15 protein-coding genes are annotated in these 24,074 nt (G+C 59.3%); 6 read left to right on the forward strand and 9 right to left on the reverse strand.

Going from position 1 to position 24,074, the window contains the following annotated elements:
- Positions 1-22: 22 nt before the first annotated feature.
- The 7 genes from cmk to mtnA form a co-directional block, all read right to left on the reverse strand.
- Complete coding sequence (gene cmk, locus LOY68_RS22965) at positions 23-712, reverse strand: (d)CMP kinase (RefSeq protein WP_054051914.1); 690 nt, start codon at positions 710-712, stop codon at positions 23-25.
- Complete coding sequence (locus LOY68_RS22970) at positions 709-2,916, reverse strand: bifunctional prephenate dehydrogenase/3-phosphoshikimate 1-carboxyvinyltransferase (RefSeq protein ID WP_265045826.1); 2,208 nt, start codon at positions 2,914-2,916, stop codon at positions 709-711. The genes cmk and LOY68_RS22970 overlap by 4 nt, the downstream gene beginning before the upstream one ends.
- 28 nt (positions 2,917-2,944) lie before the next feature.
- Positions 2,945-4,057: a histidinol-phosphate transaminase gene (hisC, locus tag LOY68_RS22975; RefSeq protein WP_265040172.1), complete on the reverse strand. Its 1,113-nt coding sequence runs from the start codon at positions 4,055-4,057 to the stop codon at positions 2,945-2,947.
- A 10-nt stretch (positions 4,058-4,067) separates the two neighbouring features.
- The gene (pheA, locus tag LOY68_RS22980; RefSeq protein ID WP_028620536.1) at positions 4,068-5,162 is read right to left on the reverse strand and encodes a prephenate dehydratase; all 1,095 of its coding nucleotides are present in this window, start codon (positions 5,160-5,162) and stop codon (positions 4,068-4,070) included.
- Entirely contained in the window at positions 5,162-6,247 is a 1,086-nt protein-coding gene (serC, locus tag LOY68_RS22985) for a 3-phosphoserine/phosphohydroxythreonine transaminase (protein ID WP_265040177.1), read from the reverse strand. Before serC ends, pheA begins: the two co-directional genes overlap by 1 nt.
- Positions 6,248-6,484: 237 nt before the next feature.
- Positions 6,485-9,148, reverse strand: a complete 2,664-nt coding sequence (gene gyrA / locus LOY68_RS22990) for a DNA gyrase subunit A (RefSeq protein WP_054051909.1) — start codon at positions 9,146-9,148, stop codon at positions 6,485-6,487.
- Positions 9,149-9,594: 446 nt separating this feature from the next.
- Complete coding sequence (gene mtnA / locus LOY68_RS22995) at positions 9,595-10,671, reverse strand: S-methyl-5-thioribose-1-phosphate isomerase (protein WP_054051905.1); 1,077 nt, start codon at positions 10,669-10,671, stop codon at positions 9,595-9,597.
- A 108-nt stretch (positions 10,672-10,779) separates the two neighbouring features.
- Between mtnA and LOY68_RS23000 the strand changes: the two genes are divergently transcribed.
- The 5 genes from LOY68_RS23000 (at position 10,780) to LOY68_RS23020 (ending at position 15,707) form a co-directional block, all read left to right on the forward strand.
- On the forward strand, positions 10,780-12,114 hold the full coding sequence (locus LOY68_RS23000; protein WP_265040180.1) for a TRZ/ATZ family hydrolase: 1,335 nt from the start codon (positions 10,780-10,782) through the stop codon (positions 12,112-12,114).
- Positions 12,115-12,172: 58 nt separating this feature from the next.
- The gene (ubiG, locus tag LOY68_RS23005) at positions 12,173-12,871 is read left to right on the forward strand and encodes a bifunctional 2-polyprenyl-6-hydroxyphenol methylase/3-demethylubiquinol 3-O-methyltransferase UbiG (RefSeq protein WP_010461694.1); all 699 of its coding nucleotides are present in this window, start codon (positions 12,173-12,175) and stop codon (positions 12,869-12,871) included.
- A 4-nt stretch (positions 12,872-12,875) separates the two neighbouring features.
- Positions 12,876-13,547 carry an N-acetylmuramic acid 6-phosphate phosphatase MupP gene (gene mupP, locus LOY68_RS23010; protein WP_123510125.1) on the forward strand — a complete coding sequence of 224 codons (672 nt, stop codon included), beginning with the start codon at positions 12,876-12,878 and terminating at the stop codon, positions 13,545-13,547.
- Between the two features lie 117 nt (positions 13,548-13,664).
- Positions 13,665-14,405 carry a YciK family oxidoreductase gene (locus tag LOY68_RS23015; protein ID WP_007899713.1) on the forward strand — a complete coding sequence of 247 codons (741 nt, stop codon included), beginning with the start codon at positions 13,665-13,667 and terminating at the stop codon, positions 14,403-14,405.
- A 375-nt stretch (positions 14,406-14,780) separates the two neighbouring features.
- Positions 14,781-15,707 carry a GGDEF domain-containing protein gene (locus LOY68_RS23020; protein WP_163913108.1) on the forward strand — a complete coding sequence of 309 codons (927 nt, stop codon included), beginning with the start codon at positions 14,781-14,783 and terminating at the stop codon, positions 15,705-15,707.
- Between the two features lie 134 nt (positions 15,708-15,841).
- Here the strand turns inward: LOY68_RS23020 and LOY68_RS23025 are convergent, their stop codons facing one another.
- Positions 15,842-16,603: a TenA family transcriptional regulator gene (locus LOY68_RS23025; protein WP_283777401.1), complete on the reverse strand. Its 762-nt coding sequence runs from the start codon at positions 16,601-16,603 to the stop codon at positions 15,842-15,844.
- Between the two features lie 78 nt (positions 16,604-16,681).
- A complete protein-coding gene (locus LOY68_RS23030) occupies positions 16,682-19,141 on the reverse strand; it encodes an EAL domain-containing protein (protein WP_163913106.1) in 2,460 nt (819 codons plus the stop codon).
- Between the two features lie 1,831 nt (positions 19,142-20,972).
- Between LOY68_RS23030 and LOY68_RS32355 the strand changes: the two genes are divergently transcribed.
- A complete protein-coding gene (locus LOY68_RS32355; RefSeq protein ID WP_265040189.1) occupies positions 20,973-24,074 on the forward strand; it encodes a deaminase domain-containing protein in 3,102 nt (1,033 codons plus the stop codon).

A 24,074-nucleotide genomic window follows, 5' to 3' on the forward strand; every position in this document is an offset into this window, starting at 1 on the left:
GGTCCCCTGCGCAGCTTCTTGGTCACCCGGCGATATCGCGAATGGCGATCTCGCTCATGATGCGTTCCAGCACCTGGTCGATGGATAATTCCGTGGAATCCAGCTGTATGGCGTCAGCCGCCGGTTTGAGCGGGGCTACCGCTCGCTGGGTGTCACGCTCGTCGCGGACACGTATCTCATCTAGCAGACTCGACAGACTAACACCATCGACTTTGCCCTTCAACTGCAAGTATCGACGGCGCGCACGCTCCTCGGCACTGGCAGTGAGGAATATCTTCAGCGGCGCGTCGGGAAATACCACCGTGCCCATGTCGCGGCCATCGGCCACCAGGCCCGGCGGTTCCTGGAACGCCCGCTGGCGCTGCAGCAGCGCATCGCGCACCGCCGGCAGCGCCGCGACCTGGGAAGCCCAGGCACCAACCTGCTCATTGCGCAGGTCATCGGTGACATCGTCACCTTCAAGGATGATCCGCTGCGGATGACCTTCGGTCGCGCCGACGAACTGCACGTCCAGATGAGCGGCCAGCAGTTTCAGCGACTCTTCATTGGTCAGATCGACGCCATGATTGCGCGCAGCGAACGCCAACAGTCGATACAGCGCACCGGAATCCAGCAGGCACCACCCCAGACGCTTGGCCAGAATCCCGGCAATAGTGCCCTTGCCCGAACCGCTGGGTCCGTCGATGGTGATGACCGGTGGCTTGATAATCACGACTGAGCCTCTTGTGCAACACGGATACCGACCTGTGCGCACAGCGCCAGGAAATTCGGGAACGAGGTCGCGACGTTGGCACAGTCGTGGATGCGGATCGGTGCCGTGGCGCGCAACGAAGCCACGCTGAAGGCCATCGCGATCCGGTGATCGCCGTGACCGTGCACTTCGCCGCCGCCGATCAGGCCGCCGTCGATGATGATGCCATCCGGGGTCGGCTCGCACTTGACGCCCAGTGCCAGCAAACCATCAGCCATGACCTGGATCCGGTCCGACTCCTTGACTCGCAGCTCTTCAGCGCCGCGCAGTACGGTGCGCCCTTCGGCACACGCCGCCGCCACGAACAGCACCGGGAACTCGTCGATGGCCAACGGAACCAGCGCCTCGGGAATCTCGATACCTTTGAGTTTAGCTGCCCGTACGCGCAGGTCAGCAACAGGTTCGCCGCCCACTTCACGCTGGTTTTCCAGCGTGATGTCAGCGCCCATCAGGCGCAGGATGTCGATCACGCCGGTACGGGTCGGGTTGATACCGACGTGCTCGAGCACCAGCTCCGAACCTTCGGCAATCGACGCAGCCACCAGGAAGAACGCCGACGACGAAATATCGCCCGGGACTTCAATGTGGGTGGCGGTCAGCTTATGGCCGGACTCGACCGACGCCGTTGCACCGTTGACGGTGACCGGGTAGCCAAAGCCGCGCAGCATGCGCTCGGTGTGGTCACGGGTCGGTGCCGGCTCGGTGACGATGGTCTTGCCTTCGGCATACAGACCCGCCAGCAGCAGGCAGGACTTAACCTGGGCACTGGCCATCGGCATGGTGTAGGTCAGGCCTTTGAGCTTATTGCCACCACGAATGGTCATCGGCGGACGACCTTCTGCAGCAGTCTCGATCACGGCACCCATTTCACGCAGCGGATTGGCCACGCGATTCATCGGACGCTTGGACAGCGAGGCATCACCGGTCAGGGTGCTGTCGAAGTTCTGCGCCGCCAACAGGCCGGACAGCAGACGCATCGACGTGCCGGAGTTGCCCAGATAGATCGGACCTGGCGCAGGCTTCAGGCCATGCAGGCCGACGCCGTGGATGGTCACGCGACCGTGGTGCGGACCTTCGATCACGACACCCATGTCGCGAAAGGCTTGCAAGGTCGCCAGGGCATCTTCGCCCTCGAGGAAACCTTCCACTTCGGTGGTGCCTTCAGCCAGGGAGCCGAGCATGATCGAACGGTGGGAAATCGATTTGTCGCCCGGTACACGAATCCGCCCAGTCAGGCGGCCACCAGGTTGTGCCAGGAAAATCAGGTCGTTGGAGTTCATAGCGTCCACATAAGCCCGGCGGGCCAGGATTTTACTGAAATGTTCGCGGGCAACCCGGGCGCGAGTGAATACGCCCAACAATTGGTGCCCATCCCCTGCATCGACCGCGTCGCGCAAGGCGTCGAGGTCGCTGCGAAATGTATCGAGTGTGCGCAGGACAGCTTCGCGGTTAGCGAGGAAGATGTCGTGCCACATGACCGGGTCGCTACCCGCGATTCTTGTGAAATCGCGAAAACCGCCCGCAGCGTAACGGAAGATCTCAAGATTTTCATTGCGCTTGGCCAACGAGTCGACCAAACCGAACGCCAGCAAGTGCGGCAAATGGCTGGTTGCCGCCAACACTTCATCATGGCGCTCGACCTGCATGTGCTCGACATCGGCGCCCAAAGCGCGCCACAAACGGTCGACCACGGCCAGCGCTGCCGGATCGGTTTGATCCAGCGGCGTCAAAATCACTTTATGGCGACGGAACAGCTCGGCATTCGAGGCTTCCACCCCGCTTTGCTCGGAACCGGCAATCGGATGCCCCGGCACGAAGCGCGCCGGCATGCCGCCGAATGCTTCGGTGGCCGCACGCACCACATTGCCTTTGGCGCTACCGACGTCGGTCAGGATCGCCTGACCCAGATCCATGCCGGCCAGACGGGCAAGCATTTTTTCCATGGCCAGGATCGGCACGGCCAGCTGGATCACATCAGCGCCCTGGCATGCAGCGGCCAAGTCGTCTTCGCAGCGATCCACCACCCCCAGCTCTACCGCCAGTTTGCGCGACTGCGGATCGAGATCGACCCCGACCACTTCGCGGCACAGGCCACTTTCGCGCAAACCCTTGGCAAACGAACCACCGATCAACCCCAGACCGACCACCACCAGGCGCCCGATCATAGGTTCAGCAGATTGCAGTGCAGTGACATCAACCACGAGCCAGAACCTTGGTCAGCGCCTCAAGGAAGCGACTGTTCTCAGCCGGCAGGCCGATGGTGATGCGCAAGTGGTTTGGCATGCCGTAATTGGCCACCGGACGCACGATCACGCCTTCGCGCAGCAAACCCTGGAAGACCGGCGCAGCGACCTGCCCCAGATCGACGCAGATAAAGTTGCCCTTGGACGGAATCCAGCCCAGCCCCAACTCACGGAAACCCGCTTGCAGTTGCAGCATGCCAGCTTCGTTCAGGCGACGGCTTTCAGCCAGGTATTCAGCATCCTGCAACGCCGCGCACGCCGCGGCCAGGGCCAGGCTGTTGACGTTGAAAGGTTGGCGCACGCGGTTCAGCACATCGGCGACCACAGCGGTCGACAAGCCATAACCGACTCGCAATGCCGCCAGACCGTAGGCCTTGGAGAACGTGCGCGACACCAGCAGGTTCGGATAAGCGGCGAGGAAATCCAGGCCATCCGGCAAGTCGCTGCCTTCGGCGTATTCGATGTAGGCCTCGTCCAGCACCACCAGCACATGGGCCGGCACGTCCTGCAGGAATTCGTCCAGCGCTTCGGCGCCGAACCAGGTCCCGGTCGGGTTGTTCGGGTTGGCGATGAACACAACGCGGGTATCGGCATCAATCGCAGCCAGCATCGCCGGCAGGTCATGACCCCAGTCTTTGGCAGGAATAACCCGAGCCTCAGCACCTACGGCCTGGGTCACGATCGGATAGACCGCAAACGCATGCTCGCTGAACACCGCATTCAGGCCCGGCGCCAGATAGGCGCGCGCAACCAGTTCCAGAATGTCGTTGGAACCGTTGCCCAGCGTCACTTGATTGAGCTCGCCGCGGCACTGCTCGGCCAGCAAGGTCTTGAGCGCAAAACCGTTGCCGTCAGGATAACGAGTCAGCTCGGCCAATTCTTCGCGAATCGCGGCCAATGCCTTCGGACTTGCGCCCAGCGGGTTTTCATTGCTGGCCAGTTTGACGATTTTGGCCGGATCGATGTCCAGCTCGCGCGCCAGTTCGTCCACAGGCTTGCCCGGAACGTACGGCGAAAGTTGTTGCACGCCCGGCTGTGCCAGAGCGAGGAAGTCACCACTCATTTGCTACCCCTTAGAGAACTGCTTTCGGGTAGGAACCCAGCACTTTGAGTGCTACTGCTTCCTGACTGATCTTTTCCAGCACACCTTTGATCAATGGATCACGGTGATGGCCGACGAAGTCGATGAAGAACACGTAGGTCCATTTACCGCTGCGCGACGGACGGGTCTCGATCCGTGTCAGATCGATGCCGTTGTCGTGGAACGGCACCAGCAGCTCATGCAGCGCACCGGGTTTGTTGCTCATGGAGACGATGATCGACGTCTTGTCGTCGCCGGTCGGCGGCACTTCCTGGCTACCGATCATCAGGAAGCGCGTGGAGTTATCCGGGCGATCCTCGATTTTCTCGGCCAGACGGGTCAATCCGTACAGGCCTGCGGCCATGTCGCCGGCAATCGCAGCCGAGTTCCACTCGCCTTTTACCCGCTTGGCCGCTTCGGCGTTGCTGGACACCGCCACGCGCTCGACATTCGGGTAATGGGCGTCCAGCCACTTGCGGCACTGGGCCAGGGACTGGGCGTGGGAATAGATGCGGCTGATGCTGTCGGTCTTGGTGTTTTCACCGACCAACAGGTGATGGTGAATGCGCAGCTCGACTTCGCCACAGATCACCATGTCGTGTTCCAGGAAGCTGTCGAGGGTGTGGTTGACCGCGCCCTCGGTGGAGTTTTCCACCGGGACCACGCCAAAATTCACCGCACCGGCCGCCACTTCACGGAACACTTCGTCGATCGCCGCCATGGGCTTGCTGATCACTGCGTGGCCGAAATGCTTCATGGCCGCGGCCTGGGTGAAAGTACCCTCAGGGCCGAGGTAAGCCACTTTCAGCGGCTGCTCGAGCGCCAGGCACGAGGACATGATTTCGCGGAACAGACGCGCCATCTCTTCGTTGCCCAGCGGCCCCTGGTTACGCTCCATCACGCGCTTGAGCACCTGGGCTTCACGCTCAGGACGATAGAACACCGGCACTTCGCCTTCGGCCAGCGAGGCCATCTTTACTCGCGCAACTTCCTGGGCGCAGCGTGCACGCTCGCTGATCAGCTCCAGGACTTTGGTGTCCAGGGCATCAATGCGAACGCGCAGTGCCTTGAGTTCTTGCTCAGACATTAGCCGTGTTCCTTCTCGAACTCTGCCATGTACGAAATCAGTGCGTTGACCGCAACGATGTCGACGGCGTTATAGATGGAGGCGCGCATGCCGCCCACGGAACGGTGACCCTTGAGGTTCAGCAGACCGCGTTCGTCGGCGCCAGCCAGGAATGGCTTGTCCAGACGATCGTCAGCCAGGCGGAACGGCACGTTCATCCACGAGCGATCCGACTTGTTGATCGGGTTGCTGTAGAGGCCGCTGGCGTCGATGAAATCGTACAGCGTGCGCTGCTTGACTTCATTGAGCTTGCCGATGGCCTCGACACCACCCTGCTCTTTCAGCCACTCGAACACCAGACCCGACAAGTACCAGGCAAGGGTCGGCGGCGTGTTGTACATCGAGCCGTTATCGGCCGCGACCTTGTAGTTGAGCATGGTCGGGCACAGCGAACGGGCGTGACCGAGCAGGTCTTCGCGCACGATGTTGACCAGGATGCCGCTCGGGCCGATGTTTTTCTGGGCGCCGGCGTAGATCATGCCGAAACGCGAGATATCCACCGGACGCGAGAGAATGTCCGAAGACATGTCGGCCACCAGTGGAACGTCGCCGGTTTCCGGGATCCAGTTGAATTCCAGGCCGCCGATAGTTTCGTTTGGCGCGTAGTGAACGTAGGCCGCGTCTTTCGACAGGCTCCATTCGTTCTGGCCGGGAATAGCGAAATAGTCGTATGGCTTGGCGGTCGCGGCAACGTTGACGTGGCCGTAGCGCGAAGCTTCTTCGATGGCTTTCTGCGACCAGATACCGGTGTCGATGTAGTCGGCCGAGCCACCTTCAGGCAGCAGGTTCAGCGGAATCTGGGCAAATTGCTGGCTGGCGCCGCCTTGCAGGAACAGCACTTTGTAGTTTGAAGGGATATTCAGCAGATCACGCAGATCCTGCTCGGCCTTGGTGGCAATGGACACGAACTCATCGCTGCGATGACTCATTTCCATGACCGACAGGCCCTTGCCGTGCCAATCGAGGAGTTCACCCTGAGCGCGCTTCAGGACAGCTTCAGGCAGCGCCGCAGGACCGGCACAGAAGTTATAGGCTCTCTTGCTCACATCCAATCTCGCTCTGATTTGGTGGTATCACGCAGTAAATCTGAAAATTCAAAATCCTGTAGGGTCGTAGGAGCCGTAGGAGCTGTCGAGTGAAACGAGGCTGCGATCTTTTCCCGGCATCTGCGAAGCAAGATCAAAAGATCGCAGCCTCGTTTCACTCGACAGCTCCTACAAGTCCTACATTCAAACAGGAGAAACAAGAAGGGGCGAATCTTCATCCGCCCCCTGCTTGTCCGCTTATTCCTGCGGTTCTTCGTCGGCTGCAGCGTCGAGTTGCTGGTCGTCGGCAACGTCGTCGATCACGACTTCACCGTCGAACACTGCACCTGCTTCGCCCTCTTCACCTTCGAGCTCTTCGCCCTCGACTTCCGACGGCTCCTGGACCCGCTCCAGACCGACCAGCGTTTCGTCGCTGGCGAGTTTGATCAGGGTCACGCCCTGGGTGTTACGACCCAGGCTGGAGACTTCGTCGACGCGAGTACGAACCAGGGTGCCCTGGTCGGAAATCAGCATGATCTCCTCGCCGTCGAGCACCTGGACTGCACCGACCAGGCGGCCGTTACGGTCGTTGCTGACCATGGCGATAACGCCCTGACCGCCACGCTTGTACTCAGGGAACTCGGTGATCGCCGTACGCTTGCCGTAACCACGCGCCGAAGCGGTGAGGATCTGGCTGCCTTCTTCCGGGATCAGCATGGAAATCAGCTTCTGGCCTTCCGGCAGACGCATGCCGCGCACACCACGAGCGGTACGGCCCATGGCGCGAACGTCGGTTTCCTTGAAGCGAGTGACCTTGCCACCGTCGGAGAACAGCATGACTTCGCGGCTGCCATCGGTAATGGAAGCAGAAATCAGCACATCGCCTTCATCCAGCTCCAGCGCGATCAGGCCAACACTGCGTTGGCGGCTGAAGGATTCCAGCGGGGTCTTCTTCACGGTGCCTTTGGCAGTCGCCATGAAGATGAAGTGACCTTCGGTGTATTCGTCGACCGGCAGCATGGTGGTGATGTATTCATCACTGTCCAGCGGCAGCAGGTTGACCAGCGGACGACCACGAGCAGCACGGGACGCTTCCGGGATTTCATAGGTTTTCAGCCAGTACACTTTGCCCTTGCTGGAGAACAGCAGCAGCGTGGTGTGACTGTTGGCGACCAGCAGGTGAGCGATGTAGTCCTCATCCTTGACGCCGGTGGCCGATTTGCCTTTACCGCCACGACGCTGAGCCTGGTACGCAGCCAATGGCTGGGTCTTGGCGTAGCCACCGTGGGAGATGGTCACGACGCGCTCTTCTTCCGGGATCATGTCACCCAGGGTCAGGTCGAGACGGGCATCGAGAATTTCGGTGCGGCGCACGTCGCCGTATTCGGCGCGGATCACTTCCAGCTCTTCGCGGATCACTTCCATCAGGCGCGTGGCGCTGCTGAGGATGCGGATCAATTCGCCGATCTGGTTGAGGATCTCTTGATACTCGGCCAGCAGCTTCTCGTGTTCCAGACCGGTCAGGCGGTGCAGACGCAGTTCCAGAATGGCTTGCGCCTGTTCCGGCGACAGGAAGTACTTGCCTTCGCGCAGGCCGTATTGCGGGTCCAGGGTCTCTGGACGGCACGAGTCGGCACCGGCGCGCTCAACCATCGCGACCACGGCGGAAGATTCCCACGCAGTCTTGATCAGCGCTTCCTTCGCTTCCGACGGCGTCGGCGAAGCCTTGATCAGGGCGATGACCGGGTCGATGTTCGACAGGGCAACCGCTTGACCTTCCAGGATGTGGCCACGTTCGCGGGCTTTGCGCAGCTCGAACACGGTACGGCGGGTCACCACTTCGCGACGGTGACGAACGAACGCCTCCAGCAGGTCCTTGAGGTTCAAGATCCGTGGGCGGCCGTCGATCAGCGCAACGATGTTGATACCGAACACCGCTTGCAACTGGGTCTGGGCGTAAAGGTTGTTGAGGATCACCTCAGGCACTTCGCCGCGACGCAGTTCGATCACGACGCGCATACCATCCTTGTCGGACTCGTCGCGCAGTTCGGTGATGCCTTCCAGCTTCTTCTCTTTGACCAGCTCGGCGATCTTCTCGATCAGACGGGCCTTGTTCAGCTGGTACGGGAGTTCGGTGATGACGATCTGCTGGCGGCCACCGACCTTGTCGATGTCCTCGATCATCGAGCGGGCACGCATGTAAATGCGGCCGCGACCGGTACGGTAGGCTTCGATGATGCCGGCGCGACCGTTGATGATCGCGGCGGTCGGGAAGTCCGGACCGGGGATGTATTGCATCAGCTCATCGATGGTCAACTCGGGGTTGTCGATGAGTGCCAGGCAACCGTCGATGACTTCACCGAGGTTGTGCGGCGGGATGTTGGTCGCCATGCCCACGGCGATACCGCTGGAGCCGTTGACCAGCAGGTTGGGAATACGGGTCGGCATGACCGCCGGGATCATTTCGGTGCCGTCGTAGTTCGGCACCCAGTCCACGGTTTCTTTGTGCAGGTCAGCCAGCAGCTCGTGCGCCAGCTTGGTCATGCGCACTTCGGTGTATCGCATGGCCGCGGCGTTGTCGCCGTCCACCGAACCGAAGTTACCCTGACCGTCTACCAGCAGGTAGCGCAAGGAGAATGGCTGCGCCATCCGAACGATGGTGTCGTACACCGCGGTATCACCGTGAGGGTGATACTTACCGATCACGTCACCGACAACACGGGCAGATTTCTTGTACGGCTTGTTGAAGTCGTTGCCCAGCTCGCTCATCGCGAACAGCACACGCCGGTGCACGGGCTTCAAGCCATCGCGCGCATCCGGCAGTGCCCGCCCGACAATTACGCTCATCGCGTAGTCGAGGTAGGACTGCTTCAGCTCGTCTTCGATATTGACCGGGAGGATTTCTTTGGCCAGTTCGCCCATGAGAAGCCTGATTCCTTTTTCTGGTGAAACTTCGTCACATCCATTTGGGACGAACGAAGCTCGCCGATGCCAGCTGATTGCCATGCACCGACTTACGACAAATCAACGAGTTATGCCATGGATCTGCGCAGTAAAGACAACCCCGTGGGACTGCCTCGGAAAACGCCGGATGTTATCACAAGAGCCGCCACGCACCTATCCCCCTGATGCGCATGGAGCATAGTTAGTTGACCGGTGACAGGCTTAACGGGGACGAGAGAGGCTTAGAGCCGTGGTGAATGCAGATTTCGGGGCAGGATGCGGGCTGTTTGTTGGCTGTAGGGCGCCTTCGCGAGCAGGCTCGCTCCCACAGTTGATCGAGGTGCGACCGAAATATTCGGCATAACCGAGATCCAATGTGGGAGCGAGCCTGCTCGCGAAAGCGATTTATCCGACAACACAAATCGTCAATGCAGACGCTTGCGGCACATCAACTGCGCCATCTTCGCCGTATCCGGCCGCTCGACGATGCCCTTCTCGGTGACGATCGCATCGATCAGGTCCGCCGGTGTCACGTCGAATACCGGGTTGAAGGCATCGACATCCGCCCCGACCCGCTTGCCGCCGACTTCCAACAACTCGCTGCCGTCGCGTTCTTCGATCGGAATGTCGTCGCCACTGGCCAGGTTCATGTCGATGGTCGAACTCGGCGCCACCACCATAAAACGTACGCCGTGGTGCATGGCACTCACCGCCAGTTGATAAGTGCCGATCTTGTTCGCCACGTCGCCATTGGCGGTGATCCGGTCAGCGCCGACGATCACCCAGGTAATGCCTTTGGTCTTCATGATGTGCGCAGCGGCGGAATCGGCGTTGAGGGTCACGGGAATGCCTTCGTTGGCCAGTTCCCACGCGGTCAACCGCGAACCTTGCAGCCAGGGACGGGTTTCGTCGGCGTAGACACGCTCGACCATGCCTTCAATAAAGGCGCCGCGAATCACCCCCAGCGCCGTGCCGAAACCGCCGGTGGCGAGGGCGCCGGTGTTGCAGTGAGTCAGGATTGCCTGGGCGTTGCCTTGATGTTTGCGGATCAGGTCCACACCCAGTTGGGCCATGGTCAGGTTGGCTTCGCGGTCGCTTTCGTGGATCGCGATGGCCTCGGCCTCTAGCGCTGCCAGAGGATCGGCATCGCCCTTGAGACGGTCCAGGCGGTCGCGCATGCGGCTCAGGGCCCAGAACAGATTGACCGCCGTTGGACGGGAATCCGCCAACAACGCGTAATCCTCTTCCCACGATGCCTGCCAGTCATCGCCTTCGGCAATCCGGGCGCGGGCTGACAGCACCATGGCATAAGCGGCACTGATGCCTATCGCCGGTGCACCGCGCACCACCATCGAGCGAATGGCCTCGGCCACGCCAGCAGCGCTGGTGTAGGCGATCCAGGTTTCCTCGAACGGCAAAATACGCTGATCCAGCAGGTACAGGGCACCATCACGCCAATCGATGGCCTTAACTTTCTCTGCAGCCAATAGTCGATCGCGCATCCTTCACCCCGCACTCATGAACAAAAGCCGCCGATTATAGCGATCCCCCCGCGAAGACGCTCGGGTATACTTCGCCATCCTTTACAAAAGCACTGGAACCGATCTTCGATGCCGAAACCTGCCGTTGCGCTCGACTTATTATTGCTGCCGACCTGGCTGGTACCCGTCGAACCCGCTGGCGTGGTTCTCAAAGAGCACGGCCTGGGCATCCGCGACGGTCGCATCGTGTTTATCGGCCCGCGTGCCGAAGCGCTGAAGTGTAACGCGACCGAAGTCCGCGAGCTCCCGGATGTTCTGCTCAGCCCCGGCCTGGTCAACGCCCATGGCCACGCGGCGATGACGCTGTTCCGCGGCCTGGCTGATGACCTCCCGTTGATGACCTGGCTGGAGAACCACATCTGGCCGGCCGAGGCCAAGTGGGTCGATGAAGAGTTTGTGCGCGATGGCACGGACCTGGCGATTGCCGAACAGCTGAAAGGCGGCATCACCTGCTTCTCTGACATGTATTTCTTCCCGAAGGTTGCCAGCGAACGCGTGCATAACAGCGGCATTCGCGCGCAAATCGCAATTCCGATCCTCGATTTCCCGATTCCCGGTGCCGCCACGGCGGATGACGCCATTCGTCAGGGCGTCGAATTGTTCGGCGATCTCAAGCACCACGAACGTATCAAAATCACCTTCGGCCCTCACGCACCCTATACCGTAGGCGACGAAAACCTGGAGAAAATCCGGGTGATTGCCGAAGAGCTGGACGCAGCGATTCACATGCACGTCCATGAAACCGCTTTCGAAGTGCAGCAAGCTGTGGAACAGCGCGGCGAACGCCCGTTGGCCCGCCTTGGTCGCCTGGGCCTGCTCGGGCCGCGCTTCCAGGCGGTTCACATGACCCAGATCAGCGATGAAGACCTGGCCTTGCTGGTAGAAAGCAACACCAATGTGATTCATTGCCCGGAATCGAACCTGAAACTGGCCAGCGGTTTCTGCCCGGTGGAACGCCTGTGGCAGGCCGGGGTTAACGTCGCCGTCGGCACCGATGGCGCGGCCAGCAACAATGACCTGGACCTGCTCGGCGAAACCCGCACCGCCGCATTGCTGGCCAAGGCTGTCGCCGGCTCGGCCACCGCGCTGGACGCCCACCGCGCCTTGCGCATGGCCACCCTCAACGGCGCCCGTGCACTGGGCATCGAGGCTGAAACCGGCTCGCTGGAGATTGGCAAAGCTGCAGACATCGTTGCGTTCGACCTGTCCGGCCTGGCCCAGCAACCGATCTATGACCCGGTTTCGCAACTGATCTACGCCACTGGCCGCGACTGTGTGAAACACGTTTGGGTCGCCGGCAAGCAACTGCTCGACGACAAACGCCTGACGCGCCTGGATGAAGCACAACTCTGCGCCACGGCCAAGGCCTGGGGCCAGCGCATCAGCGGCCACACCGAATCGTAAGCACCTCGGGCGCACACCCGGGGCAACAGGATTTTTCAAGTTTTAGAGGACTTAAACCATGAGCAACGTCGACTACGCCGAAATCGCCAAATTCGAAGCCCTGGCCCATCGCTGGTGGGACCGCGAAAGCGAGTTCAAACCGCTGCACGACATCAACCCGCTGCGGGTCAACTGGATTGACGAACGGGTCAACCTGGCTGGCAAGAAAGTCCTCGACGTCGGTTGCGGCGGCGGCATCCTCAGCGAGGCCATGGCCCAGCGCGGCGCCACCGTCATGGGCATCGACATGGGCGAAGCGCCGCTGGCGGTCGCGCAGTTGCATCAACTGGAATCCGGCGTGAGCGTCGAATACCGCCAGATCACCGCCGAAGCCCTGGCCGAAGAGATGCCCGAGCAGTTCGACGTGGTCACCTGCCTGGAAATGCTCGAACACGTGCCGGATCCGTCTTCGGTCATCCGTGCCTGCTTCAAGATGGTCAAGCCGGGCGGCCAGGTGTTCTTCTCCACGATCAACCGCAATCCGAAGGCTTACCTGTTCGCCATCATCGGCGCCGAATACATCATGAAGTTGCTGCCCCGTGGCACTCACGACTTCAAGAAATTCATCCGCCCGTCCGAGCTGGGTGCCTGGAGCCGCATGGCCGGCCTGACCGTCAAGGACATCATCGGGTTGACCTACAACCCGCTGACCAAGCACTACAAACTGGCGGCCGACGTGGACGTCAACTACATGATCCAGACCCTGCGCGAGGAGTAAGCCGATGCGAATCAGAGCAGTCCTTTTCGACATGGACGGCACCCTGCTCGACACTGCGCCGGACTTTATTGCCATCTGCCAGGCGATGCGCGCCGATCGCGGTTTGCCGCCGATGAACGACAAGCACATTCGCGACGAGATTTCCGGCGGCGCCAAGGCGATGGTCGCGGTGACGTTCTCCATGGACCCGGAGTCGCCAGGCTTCGAGGAGCTGCGCCTGGAGTTCCTGGAGCGTTACCTCAAGGATTGCGCGGTTCACAGCAAACTCTTTGACGGTATGGGTGAACTGCTGGCCGACATTGAAAAAGCCAACCTGATCTGGGGCGTGGTGACCAACAAACCATTGCGGTTTGCCGAACCGATCATGCAACAGCTGGGATTGGCCGAGCGCTCGGCGCTGCTGATCTGCCCGGATCATGTGAAGAACAGCAAACCGGACCCGGAGCCGTTGATCCTGGCCTGCAAGATGCTCGACCTGGACCCTGCCAGCGTGTTGTTTGTCGGCGATGACCTGCGCGATATCGAGTCTGGGCGCGACGCCGGGACCAAAACCGCTGCGGTGACCTACGGGTATATCCATCCGGACGACAACCCGCGGCATTGGGGCGCGGATGTGGTGGTGGATCATCCGCTGGAGTTGCGCAAGGTGCTGGATAGCGCGCTCTGTAGTTGCTGATCAAGGTCAAAAGATCGCAGCCTGCGGCAGCTCCTACAGGAGACCGCGATCGGCGTAGGAGCTGCCGAAGGCTGCGATCTTTTCCCAGCTTGTTAATGGATTGTGTTGAGGTTTTTTATGTTTGATTATTCCGCCCGCCCTGAATTGCTCAAGGACCGGGTCATCCTGGTCACTGGCGCTGGCCGTGGCATCGGCGCTGCGGCGGCGAAAACCTACGCCGCCCATGGCGCTACCGTACTGTTGCTGGGCAAGACTGAAGCCAACCTGACTCAGGTCTACGACGAGATCGAAGCGGCCGGGCATCCACAACCGGCGGTGATCCCGTTCAACCTGGAAACCGCCCTGCCCCATCAATACGATGAGTTGGCGGCGATGATCGAGACCGAGTTCGGCCATCTCGACGGCTTGCTGCACAACGCCTCGATCATTGGTCCGCGTACGCCGATCGAGCAGTTGTCCGGCGAAAACTTCATGCGCGTCATGCACGTCAACGTCAACGCCATGTTCATGCTCACCAGCACCCTGCTGCCGCTGCTGAAGCTGTCGCAGGACGCCTCGGTGGTGTTCACCTCCAGCAGCGTCGGGCGCAAGGGCCGGGCGTACTGGGGCGCTTACGGCGTTTCCAAGTTTGCCACCGAAGGGTTGATGCAAACCCTGGCCGATGAAGTCGATACAGTGGCACCGGTACGTTCCAACAGCATCAACCCCGGCGCCACTCGCACCAGCATGCGCGCCCAGGCCTATCCCGGTGAAAACCCGCTGAACAACCCGACGCCCGAGGAGATCATGCCGGTCTACCTGTACCTGATGGGCCCGGACAGCACGGGCATCAATGGCCAGGCGTTCAACGCTCAGTAACGCCCGCACGTCGCTTTTGTGCCGCGACATTTAACCGTCGCGGCACATGACAACTGCTGCAACTTCTGCCCTTTCCAGTCAAACAAATGCCGCCGATCTCGACGACATTTCTCGAAGAACGCTCTAATTCAATGATTTAGAACGGCTTTTATCCGAATGAACCGAATGGCACGACTTTCGCTCTAATTCTGTTCAGACATGCAGTGTGACAGCAGCTGGCGTTAACGCCTGAGTCGATAGGTTACTTATAGTCGGCAAAGCGGACTAAACTCGTACCAGATGTCCTACGGGACTGATGGACCAGTATGACGCGCAGCCCAAAGCCGCTCTCACCCAGCCTGTAAGACAGCCTTACTGCTTAGGGGCTCACGCCATATGAAATCACCTTCCCAGACCAACGCAATTGACTTCGATAGCGCCAAATTGCAACGCCTGGGCTTTGGTCAGCAGCCTCCTATCCTGGAGCGGCCGGTCAGCCTCGCGCAATTGCGCCAGCAACTGGGCCTGCAGCTGCAAACCAGTCTTGAGCCGCAACGCATTCTCGGGCTCTTTTTCCGCGAAATTCAGCGCCTTGTCCCTCTGGATGCCTTGAGCTACGAGCACAAGACCAGTGACTTGCGTCTGGAATTCGGTCAGCGCGGTCATCATACGGTCAGCTACAGCCTGAGCCATGAAGGTGAACATCTGGGTGAGCTGGTGTTCCGCCGCAATCAGCGTTTCAACGAACAGGAACAAGGCAATCTGGAGTCGCTGCTGTCGGCGCTGCTGTATCCGATGCGCAACGCCCTGCTCTACCGCGCCGCGACCCAAAGCGCCCTGCGTGACCCGCTGACCGGCACCGGCAACCGCGTTGCCATGGATCAGACGCTGCAGCGGGAAATAGAAATGTCGCGCCGGCATTTGCAGCCTTTGTCGTTGCTGATGCTCGACATCGACCACTTCAAACGGGTCAATGACAGCCATGGGCACAGCGCCGGCGATGAAGTACTCAAAGCGGTGGCCGCCTCGATCAAAGGCCAGTTGCGCAACGTGGACATGGTGTTCCGGTTTGGCGGCGAGGAGTTTTTGATTCTGCTGTCCAACACCACGCGGGAAGCGGCGGCGATGGTCGGCGAACGCCTGCGGTTTGCTGCCCAGGCCCAGGAATATTGCGCCGATGGCCAGGTGATCGAGCTGACGGTCAGCCTCGGTTGCTCGACCTTGCTGCCCGGCGAGTCCGCCGAAAGCCTGTTGCGCCGAGCCGACAGCGCGTTGTACGTGGCCAAGCGCGAAGGTCGTAATCGCCTGGCGATGGCGGGCTAAGATTTCACCGTTAGCACAAAACAATGTGGGAGCGAGCCTGCTCGCGAAAGCGGTAGATCAGTCGACTAAATAGTCACTGTCAGTCCGTCTTCGCGAGCAGGCTCGCTCCCACAGTTGTTTCTAGTGAGTCCTAATCAACTCTCGACCAACGCCATCCGCTCCCGCGCTACCGGTGCCCGTTCCGCGTGTTCCTGCTGCATGCAGCGTTCCAGGAACAGGAACATGTAGTCGTAGCTCTTGCACACCGCTTGGCGCAGTTCCACTTGCAGCGCTTTGCTCGGGTTCGTACCCGCGAGGGTGCAGATGATTTCCAGTGCTTCCCACGGATGGGCATCATCGTACTGGGCATGCATCTTCAGCCACTTCATGGCGCGTTTGCGATCTTCCTCGGGGAAGGCTGCCGCATAGACACCACTGGAACACACCAGCGCCGACCACTCCCCGGTCGCGCCTTCGATGGCGTAGTTAGTGGCGGCAATGGCCACGATCAGCGAATCCGCCGAACTGGTGTGCCAGCACCAATGGCTCAACGCATGCAGTTCAGGGGCAACCTGCTGCGCTTGCAGATCTTCCAGGCTGACACCGTGCGCGCGGCTCCAGTGCACCCAGTAATCGGCATGATTGAGTTCGACACGAATGTTACGCATCAGCCAGCGACGCGCCATGTCTTCGCCGGGATGGCGAGCGAAGCGGGTCTTGGTGAGGTTTTGTGCCATATATAACGCGAACTGCTCGACCACCGGCCAGCCCCCTATCAGGTACTGACGCATGGTCTTTGCGCTGAGTTTGTTATCTCGCATGCGCTGATACAGTTCGTGTTCGACAACCCGGCGCTTACTCTCGCTGCAATCCTGGATCAGTTGCTGAGCCCAGGCGGGATAACTTGCAGCTTCCATGAGTGGTCCGGTTCGGTTGAATGTGTCGATCACTGTTCGGCTCCTTTTGATTTGTGATTGTAAGATCAGCAAGAGATTTCAACGGAACGTGCCAGGCGCCTTGAATAACAGAGGCTGTGGTCTGGCGGGACGACTTTGCAAGCTGTCACAGGTAAACAATTGCGGGCGTTCTATAACATACCCTTGAGCGTAATCGACACCGATTTCGAGCAACGCCTGCTCGATCTGGGGTGTCTCGACAAACTCGGCAATGGTGCGTTTACCCATGACATGGCCGATGTGGTTAATCACCTCGACCATAGCGCGGTTAATCGGGTCGTCCAGCATGTCCTTTACGAAACTCCCGTCGATCTTCAAGAAGTCTACAGGTAAATGTTTCAAGTAAGCGAACGAGGACATTCCGGCGCAAAAGTCATCAAGTGAGAAGTGACAACCTAAACCTTTGAGTTCATTAATAAATCTGATTGCACTTCCTAAATTCGATATAGCGCTGGTTTCTGTAATTTCAAAACAAATCATTTCAGGAGGAATAGAGTAAGTAACAAACTGTTCACGCAGGAAGTCCAGGAACGCCTCATCTCCTATAGTAATACCTGACAGATTAATCGCACACATAGCCAACGGACCTTTACGCTGTTCGGCAATACATTGAGCGATGATCTTAAATACATTCTCCACAACCCAGCGATCCAGCGACGTCATCAAGCCATAACGCTCGGCGGCCGGAATGAAACTGTCGGGCAAGATCATCCGCCCGGCCTCGTCATGCAGGCGCAGCAGTATTTCAATGTGCCCGCCGCCGTGCTCGACATGGCCCAACGGTGCAATTTCCTGGGCGTACAGGCAGAAGCGGTTTTCTTCCAGGGCCATGTGCAAACGTTGCACCCAGGCCATTTCGCCGAAACGCAGGGACAGTTCCGAATCGTCGGCATGGTAGACCTGCACCCGGTTGCGGCCCTTTTCCTTGGCCATGTAACAGGCCATATCGGCGGCACGTAGCGAGGATTCGAGGGTGGTCGGGGTTTGTGCGACATGCACCAGACCGATGCTGACGGTGGTCAGGAATGGCCGGCCCTTCCAGACAAAGTGCAGATTCTGCACAGTCTGGCGCAGCACCTCGGCGATTTTTTCCGCATGCTCCGGTGGACAGTTCTCCAACAGGATGCCAAATTCGTCGCCACCCAGCCTGGCCAGTGTGTCCCCTTCGCGCAGACCGGATTGCAGCAGCGCGCAGATGTGTCGCAGCAGCTCATCCCCCGCCGCATGGCCGCAGGTATCGTTGACCAGTTTGAATTGGTCCAGATCGAGGAACATCAAGGCATGGCGCCCAGGCTGGCGCGTGAGGTTGTGCAGCGCCTGCTCCAGGCGATATTCGAATTCGCGGCGGTTGGCCAGCCCCGTCAAGGCGTCGTGGGTGGCCTGCCAGGACAGATTGGCGATGTACTGGCGTTCCTGGGTCATGTCGTGCAGCACCAGCACCGTGCCGCTGACCTTGCCGGCATTGCGGATCGGCGCGCCGACCAGAGTCACCGACACCGTGCTGCCATCCAGGCGCTGGATCAGCTTGGAATGCTCGCTGCCGCCGCTGAGCTGGCCACTCAAAATGTGCTCGATCAGGGTGAAGCCATCGGCCTGGGCGTTTTCATCCAGCAGATTGAACAGCGCCGCCAGCGGCAACCCGGTGGCCTGCTCGGCTTTCCAGTGGGTCATGGCTTCGGCGGCGGGGTTCATGTAGGCAATCGCCCCTTCGACATCTGTGGTGATCACGCCATCGCCAATCGACTGCAAGGTAATCTGCGCCCGGTCCTTCTCCAGTTGCAACGCCTCGGCAAAGGCATGCCGCTGCTTGAGCAGTTTGTGGGTGCGCAGCAATGCGAGGACGATCAGCCCCAGCGCCGTGGCCAGGTTGGTCACCAGCAACAGCCGCAGAATCACTCGCGAACCCTCTCCCAATGCGTCGCTGAACGCCTTGGCGGCCGGGGTTACGCTGTCGTTGATGGCAAAGATCTGATCCTTCCAGCGCTTGATATCGGCAGCGGAAACCTGATTCTCGACGACGCTCTGGTGCATTTCCCGGGCAACGTCATCGAGTTGCACCAGGTAAGCGTCGCCCACGGTCCAGCGGTCGATGGCTTTTTCCAGGTAACTGAAGTGCCGGAAGTTGAGGTACAGCCAGATCAGGCTGGCGACGTCGTCCGGATGGTTGCCGCCCTTGAGGATCCCCACCCGTGCGGCTTCGAGATCCGGCGGCTGCTTGTCCAGCGCCACGCGCAATTCATGCCCGCCCTGGGGCACGGCGATAGCGTTCTGGTATTTGCGGAAGATCGCCTCGTCGCGGTTGTCGGCGTAGAGGTTGAGGTAATAGATGGCGTCTTTCTGGCCTTTGGACCACAGGCTTTCGCCGGCCACATAGCCGCGTACCGCCGACAGCACATAGAGGCTGACGCCACCGAGCAACGCTTGAAACAGCACGACGGCGATAAACGGCCAGACGATGCCCAACAATCGTGGCGTTCCGAGAGTCCGTTTTGGCTTCATGAGGTCCCTTGCATTGGCACTGCCCTGATCATCATCCAGATCCCGCCACTCCCGCAAGACTAGGAGGCGATCCCTTTTCCCGCAAGGAGGCTTCTGCTCGCAACATGGACAAGTTGCCATAAATAACGGCTTTTCAGTGCAGATCGGCCAAAAAGGACGGTCAACAGCCCCCAAGGACATCCGCCGCCATAACTATGTACCACCTCGGACTTCACTTGATCGCTTGTAATCGAGCCAGAACGCCCTCGCGCAAAGCGATGCGAAGCTCAACAACCATCAAGAGATGCTCCTTCATGCAAACAATCACTCCCGGCGGCCTTTTCCCGCCGACACACCCTACCGAAGCCCAACTGCATACAGGCCAACTGGAAGATTACCAACTCATGCTGTCTGCCATGAATGAACCACCCAACGTGGTTCATCTCTTTAATCTAATACCGATAGGGCCTTTTTCACCGCTGCACCGGGTGAGCGAGGACGGCCTGAATGCGCTATGGCACTTATTGCGCGACCGGGACTACATCGATATGTGCACAAAGGATCAAATAAAGCACGGCGACCTGAACGTCACCCTTGAAGAGGGTCAGTATGTTTATCGAGGCTGGAGTAACGAGGGTTTCAAAGTCACCCTGGATCTGATGGAACAGGCCAGTTGGCAAGCGTTCAAGCCCCGGATCGAACGGGCCGCCTCTTTATTAGGCGGTCAGATCAACTCCAACCGTACGATCAGCCTGGGCAGGATGTGCGGGTTTTACGGCCTCGTCCCGTGGACGCCGCGACACCCGCAAGAACATCCCGCCGCGATAAAGGCCCTGCAAGAAAAAATCGCCAGCCATCAACTAAGGCTGGAGGACGACTTCGATATTCTGATGCTGAGACGACGCCCCACTGATAAAGATCGCGCCGTATTCCGAGCCCATCGACGTGACTCGCCCGAGCCTTCGCAGATCGATACCCAGAAGATTCACGCGGGGATCATCCGCGCGGAAATCATCGACACCCTCAACCAGTTCCGGCCTGATCAAAACACATCACCACTGACCCACCTCGCCAACACCATCCTGGCTGATACCACCCTCGAGCAAGTTCGGGCGACACCGACTGTTTATCTGCAAAAAATCCTGCAAAGCACCGAAGCCGAGCAACTGGGAGTGCTGCTGCTATCGACCCTGGATTGGTATGGCGGGGAAATCGGTGAAGACACTTCACCCTTTATCAAAACCCGGCTGATCGCCCAGGCACTGCAACTCTGGCTGACCGGGCCTACCGATGATCCTACTGAGGAGATTGCCGGTTACGCCTGGCAGGCGCGTGCTAACTGGGGCAAAAGTTATCAGGCCATTCAGGCTGATTTTGAAACCCATCTACTTAAGTCAAAGCGTGCTTCATCGGAAAAAGAGGCGATAGTTATTGCCCGGTTGTTTTTGCCGCGATTTCCGAGCGAATTCTGTGTAACAGGGATTCCGGCCGAACTTGCCTACAAAAGCTCAATCGTCTGGGTCAACTTTGTCACGGGTGTGAACTTGATCAAGGCCAGTGATCCCCGGTCGCTGGAGCGGCTCAATTTCCAACAGCTTGCCAACCTGCCCCTCTTGCTGAGCGAAAACGCAACGACTGAAACTCTGAAATATATTGGCCTGGCGCGGCTGATGCCAACATTGGACTGGGCGCAAACTTACGGCGTCATTGCCCAGAAACCGTACGACCAGTACACGCAAAAAGAAGTTGAGCGGGCGCTGGCGGAACTGGACAAGTACACCGAGCAACTCAATAACGCCGTTATCCAACTCAATGAAGAGCCCCCGAACGTCTGTCCATCGGTAAAAAGGAGATGGCAAAGCTCTTCGGTAAAGACGCCTTCATCTCGGACGGTCGGAAACTGGCGAGGAAACTGGGCCCGCCTGTTTCTGTTTCCCGTGACGTCCCCTACCTCCCGGGCAAGGATTACGACTACTACTCGTTCCTCGACGTACTGGCTTCCGGCAAGTTTGATAATCAGGAAATATGGCACGTTACAGAAGCCGATGGCACCACGCTCAGCAAACAATGGATTCGGATCGATGAGCATCGAACGATAGAAACCGAAGGGGCATGGCCCGCTCCAGAGAGCGAGTTCGTGGGTTTGCCAATAGTCATGTCGCCGTTCACCAAGCTGCCTGACGTAAAGGCATTGTTCGAGACGGAATTCGAACACTATGTACAGAAAACCACGACCGCCTATGAAACGCTGATCAGAAACCTGATTGCATCGCTGCCTTACGCTGACCGTCTGGCCGTGGAGTTCGGAGAGGTCAAGATCCATAGCCTGAGAAAGGAAAGCCAGGGCATTGAGGCGCAAAACGAGACACCTGAGCTGATCTTGCCGCTCAGAGCCCGCAATGGCCTGATCCTCCAGGCGACCCATGCCGGTAACACCACGCATTACGAACTGTTGCCCAAGGCAGGCGTGATACGCCGCCTCGAAAAACTGGAATCGGGGTTGTTCAGTGGCGCTCTCCAGACTGAACGCTGGCGCGTTTCCAACTCCGGCACCGTGGCCGTTTCGGTACGGCGGCATAAGGATCTGCCGTTTGACTGGGACGCTCATTCAAACGGCAGCGCACCGCGAAAGGAAAGCCGTTGCCAGGCCATCATCGAACAGTTGGGTGACACCCTTGATGCAACCCCCCATAGCGCGGAAAACGCCGCCCTCCCCCCACAAACGTTGTCCTCGTATCGCACGGTGAAAGTCAGTCATGCCATTGCGAGCGGGCTGCTATTCATCGACCCGAAAGCACTGCGCAACGCCGCTTATGGCCAGACCCAGTTTGATCTCAACACGATCTGGTACGAAAAAGTCGTCGCCTTTGCAAAGATGTTGGTGCCGTTCTGGAGCAGCATCGAAGACCTGGACTCGGGCGACAAGACACGCTTGATCCACGGCGCGTTCGGCCTGTTCGTCGATGTCATTTCATTTGCGTTGCCGATCGGCAAATTTGCCTCGGGCTCCATGCAATTGGTCGCCCGTTCCAGCCAGCTGACCTTGCGTGCCACGTTGCCGTCGTTCAGATCACTGACGTTGGAACTGGTGATTTCGATTGCCGGCGCTCTGAACCCGCTCGATGGCCCCCTCTCTCTGCTGAACGGACTGCGTGTGGTCATGATGAAGTTAGGTCGTGCCGGACGTTTCAGGCTGATGGAACTGCTGGGACGAGCAGGTCGCTATAACTTCGTGCGCAGCCACCCCCAGATTGGCGATGTGGGTCACTGGAAGCCCTTGGTGGACGGTGAGGAACTGGCCCGGGTAAACGGCGTCGACGACGTATCGGTCCGTAATCTGGCAAGCGCTGGCAAGTCCGACTATCGCCTGGTCGATCCGCTATCGTCCAAATTGTTTGGCCCGACCCTGGCGACCAAATCCGGCGAACTGTCGCCAGGACGATCCCGCTACAATTCCCTGGGCAAGATCGACAACCATGCGCTCATCGAGGTCCCTGAACACACTCGTGTGCGCGAAGTGCTTGAAGTCGATGGCCGTACCACGATGTTTCTCGACGACGTGCCTTACAGACTGGACGGCGACACGCTGCGTCGCGCCGACCTGATCGATGACGATGCACTCAAGGCCATCCCCTGCCGGATAAGTCGAGCCCCGGGCACCGATGTCTGTAAGACCCGCTACGTGACCCGTGACCCGGCCCCAGTCCCGAGCATCGGCAGTTACGATGAAACCAAAGGCTGGGCACACTGGTTTGGCGATGTCATCTACACCCCCGCCACTGACCGTGCACCGATGCGGGCCGCAGACGTCGCCAGGCATGCAAGCCTCGACGCCACCTTGGAGTTCCAGAAAGGTATCTACGGACGGGTCATGCTTAGCGTGCCCCAACCGCGCCAACAACTCGTGGACAACTTGAGGGTGGGCGCCATCATCGTCGAATCCATGGATGAATCCAGGCACTACATTTATGTTCGTATTAATGCTGGCGATTTTTATGTCGCCGAGCGCCTCAAGGGGCAAAAGGCCCATGAGCTCCTGACCTTCAGAAAAGCCGAAACACTGCCCAAGGAGCTGAATGCCGAACTGAAAACGGTCTACACCGGCTCCCTGAATGCCAACAACGTGGTGCGAATCCATGGGACCGACGCCGTTGAGCGCGCCTTGAAAACCATGGAAGAAATCGCCATACCGATCGGTGGCCACGCCAGGCCCCCCGAGACGCTCCAATGGTTGAAAGTCGATACCAGTCCTGGTGAGGCGCTGCTGTTCGATCATTCGACACGCATGATCGTCAGCCATCTGCCGGAGGGCGCGACGTCGTGGTCACGCAGCATGGAGGCCTCGGAGCCCTTTCGACAAAGAACCGCGGAAATCTTCGATACGCTGTTCGTCGAGAAAACCATTTCGACCCCGATGAACAGCAACCTGAAAATCCATTCAACAATGAACAAGCTCCAGAAATTGCTTCCTAAAAGACTTCGTACACAGAACGCGAGGAATATTGCCTATGCCGAAGTCATCACGGCGGCCGGGGCACGGGAGGTTTATGTCAGCGTTTCAGGTGCGCAGGGGCTGACCGGTTATTTGCCGCTGTTTCAGCCACCGTTCCCGCATGGTCAGGTGATCATCAACGGCACGACTTATTTCAACATCGATTTGAATCGGGCATTTACCAGGAGCTCACTTAACGTCTCACCGGATGGCAAGTTGTTGGCCGTACCGCATACGATAAAAGACATCGACACCTACCAGCCTGCGCTGACCAGTCGCCCGACGTCCCTGGACAGCGAGGCCAAACTGATCAGCGTGATACGCGAGAAATACCCGAATCGCGAAATGATCCAGTCCGTCAACATCGCCACCACCATGCCTCCGTGCAACAGCTGCTCGGTGGTCGTCAAGGAGTTTGGATACGACGGCGGGGAAAACGCCCTGCAAGTCCTGTGGAACTGA

The sequence above is a fragment of the Pseudomonas sp. B21-053 genome, assembly GCF_026016365.1.
In the GTDB taxonomy this organism is placed as follows: domain Bacteria; phylum Pseudomonadota; class Gammaproteobacteria; order Pseudomonadales; family Pseudomonadaceae; genus Aquipseudomonas; species Aquipseudomonas nunensis.

Bases quoted from the DNA above. Each gene is read 5' to 3' on its own strand.
- mupP (WP_123510125.1), top strand. From the start codon at position 12,876: ATGCGAATCAGAGCAGTCCTTTTCGACATGGACGGCACCCTGCTCGAC.
- LOY68_RS23020 (WP_163913108.1), top strand. From the start codon at position 14,781: ATGAAATCACCTTCCCAGACCAACGCAATTGACTTCGATAGCGCCAAA.
- LOY68_RS23000 (WP_265040180.1), top strand. From the start codon at position 10,780: ATGCCGAAACCTGCCGTTGCGCTCGACTTATTATTGCTGCCGACCTGG.
- hisC (WP_265040172.1), bottom strand. From the start codon at position 4,057: ATGAGTGGTGACTTCCTCGCTCTGGCACAGCCGGGCGTGCAACAACTT.
- LOY68_RS22970 (WP_265045826.1), bottom strand. From the start codon at position 2,916: ATGATCGGGCGCCTGGTGGTGGTCGGTCTGGGGTTGATCGGTGGTTCG.
- ubiG (WP_010461694.1), top strand. From the start codon at position 12,173: ATGAGCAACGTCGACTACGCCGAAATCGCCAAATTCGAAGCCCTGGCC.
- LOY68_RS23030 (WP_163913106.1), bottom strand. From the start codon at position 19,141: ATGAAGCCAAAACGGACTCTCGGAACGCCACGATTGTTGGGCATCGTC.
- LOY68_RS23015 (WP_007899713.1), top strand. From the start codon at position 13,665: ATGTTTGATTATTCCGCCCGCCCTGAATTGCTCAAGGACCGGGTCATC.
- pheA (WP_028620536.1), bottom strand. From the start codon at position 5,162: ATGTCTGAGCAAGAACTCAAGGCACTGCGCGTTCGCATTGATGCCCTG.
- gyrA (WP_054051909.1), bottom strand. From the start codon at position 9,148: ATGGGCGAACTGGCCAAAGAAATCCTCCCGGTCAATATCGAAGACGAG.
- mtnA (WP_054051905.1), bottom strand. From the start codon at position 10,671: ATGCGCGATCGACTATTGGCTGCAGAGAAAGTTAAGGCCATCGATTGG.
- LOY68_RS32355 (WP_265040189.1), top strand. From the start codon at position 20,973: ATGGCAAAGCTCTTCGGTAAAGACGCCTTCATCTCGGACGGTCGGAAA.
- LOY68_RS23025 (WP_283777401.1), bottom strand. From the start codon at position 16,603: ATGGAAGCTGCAAGTTATCCCGCCTGGGCTCAGCAACTGATCCAGGAT.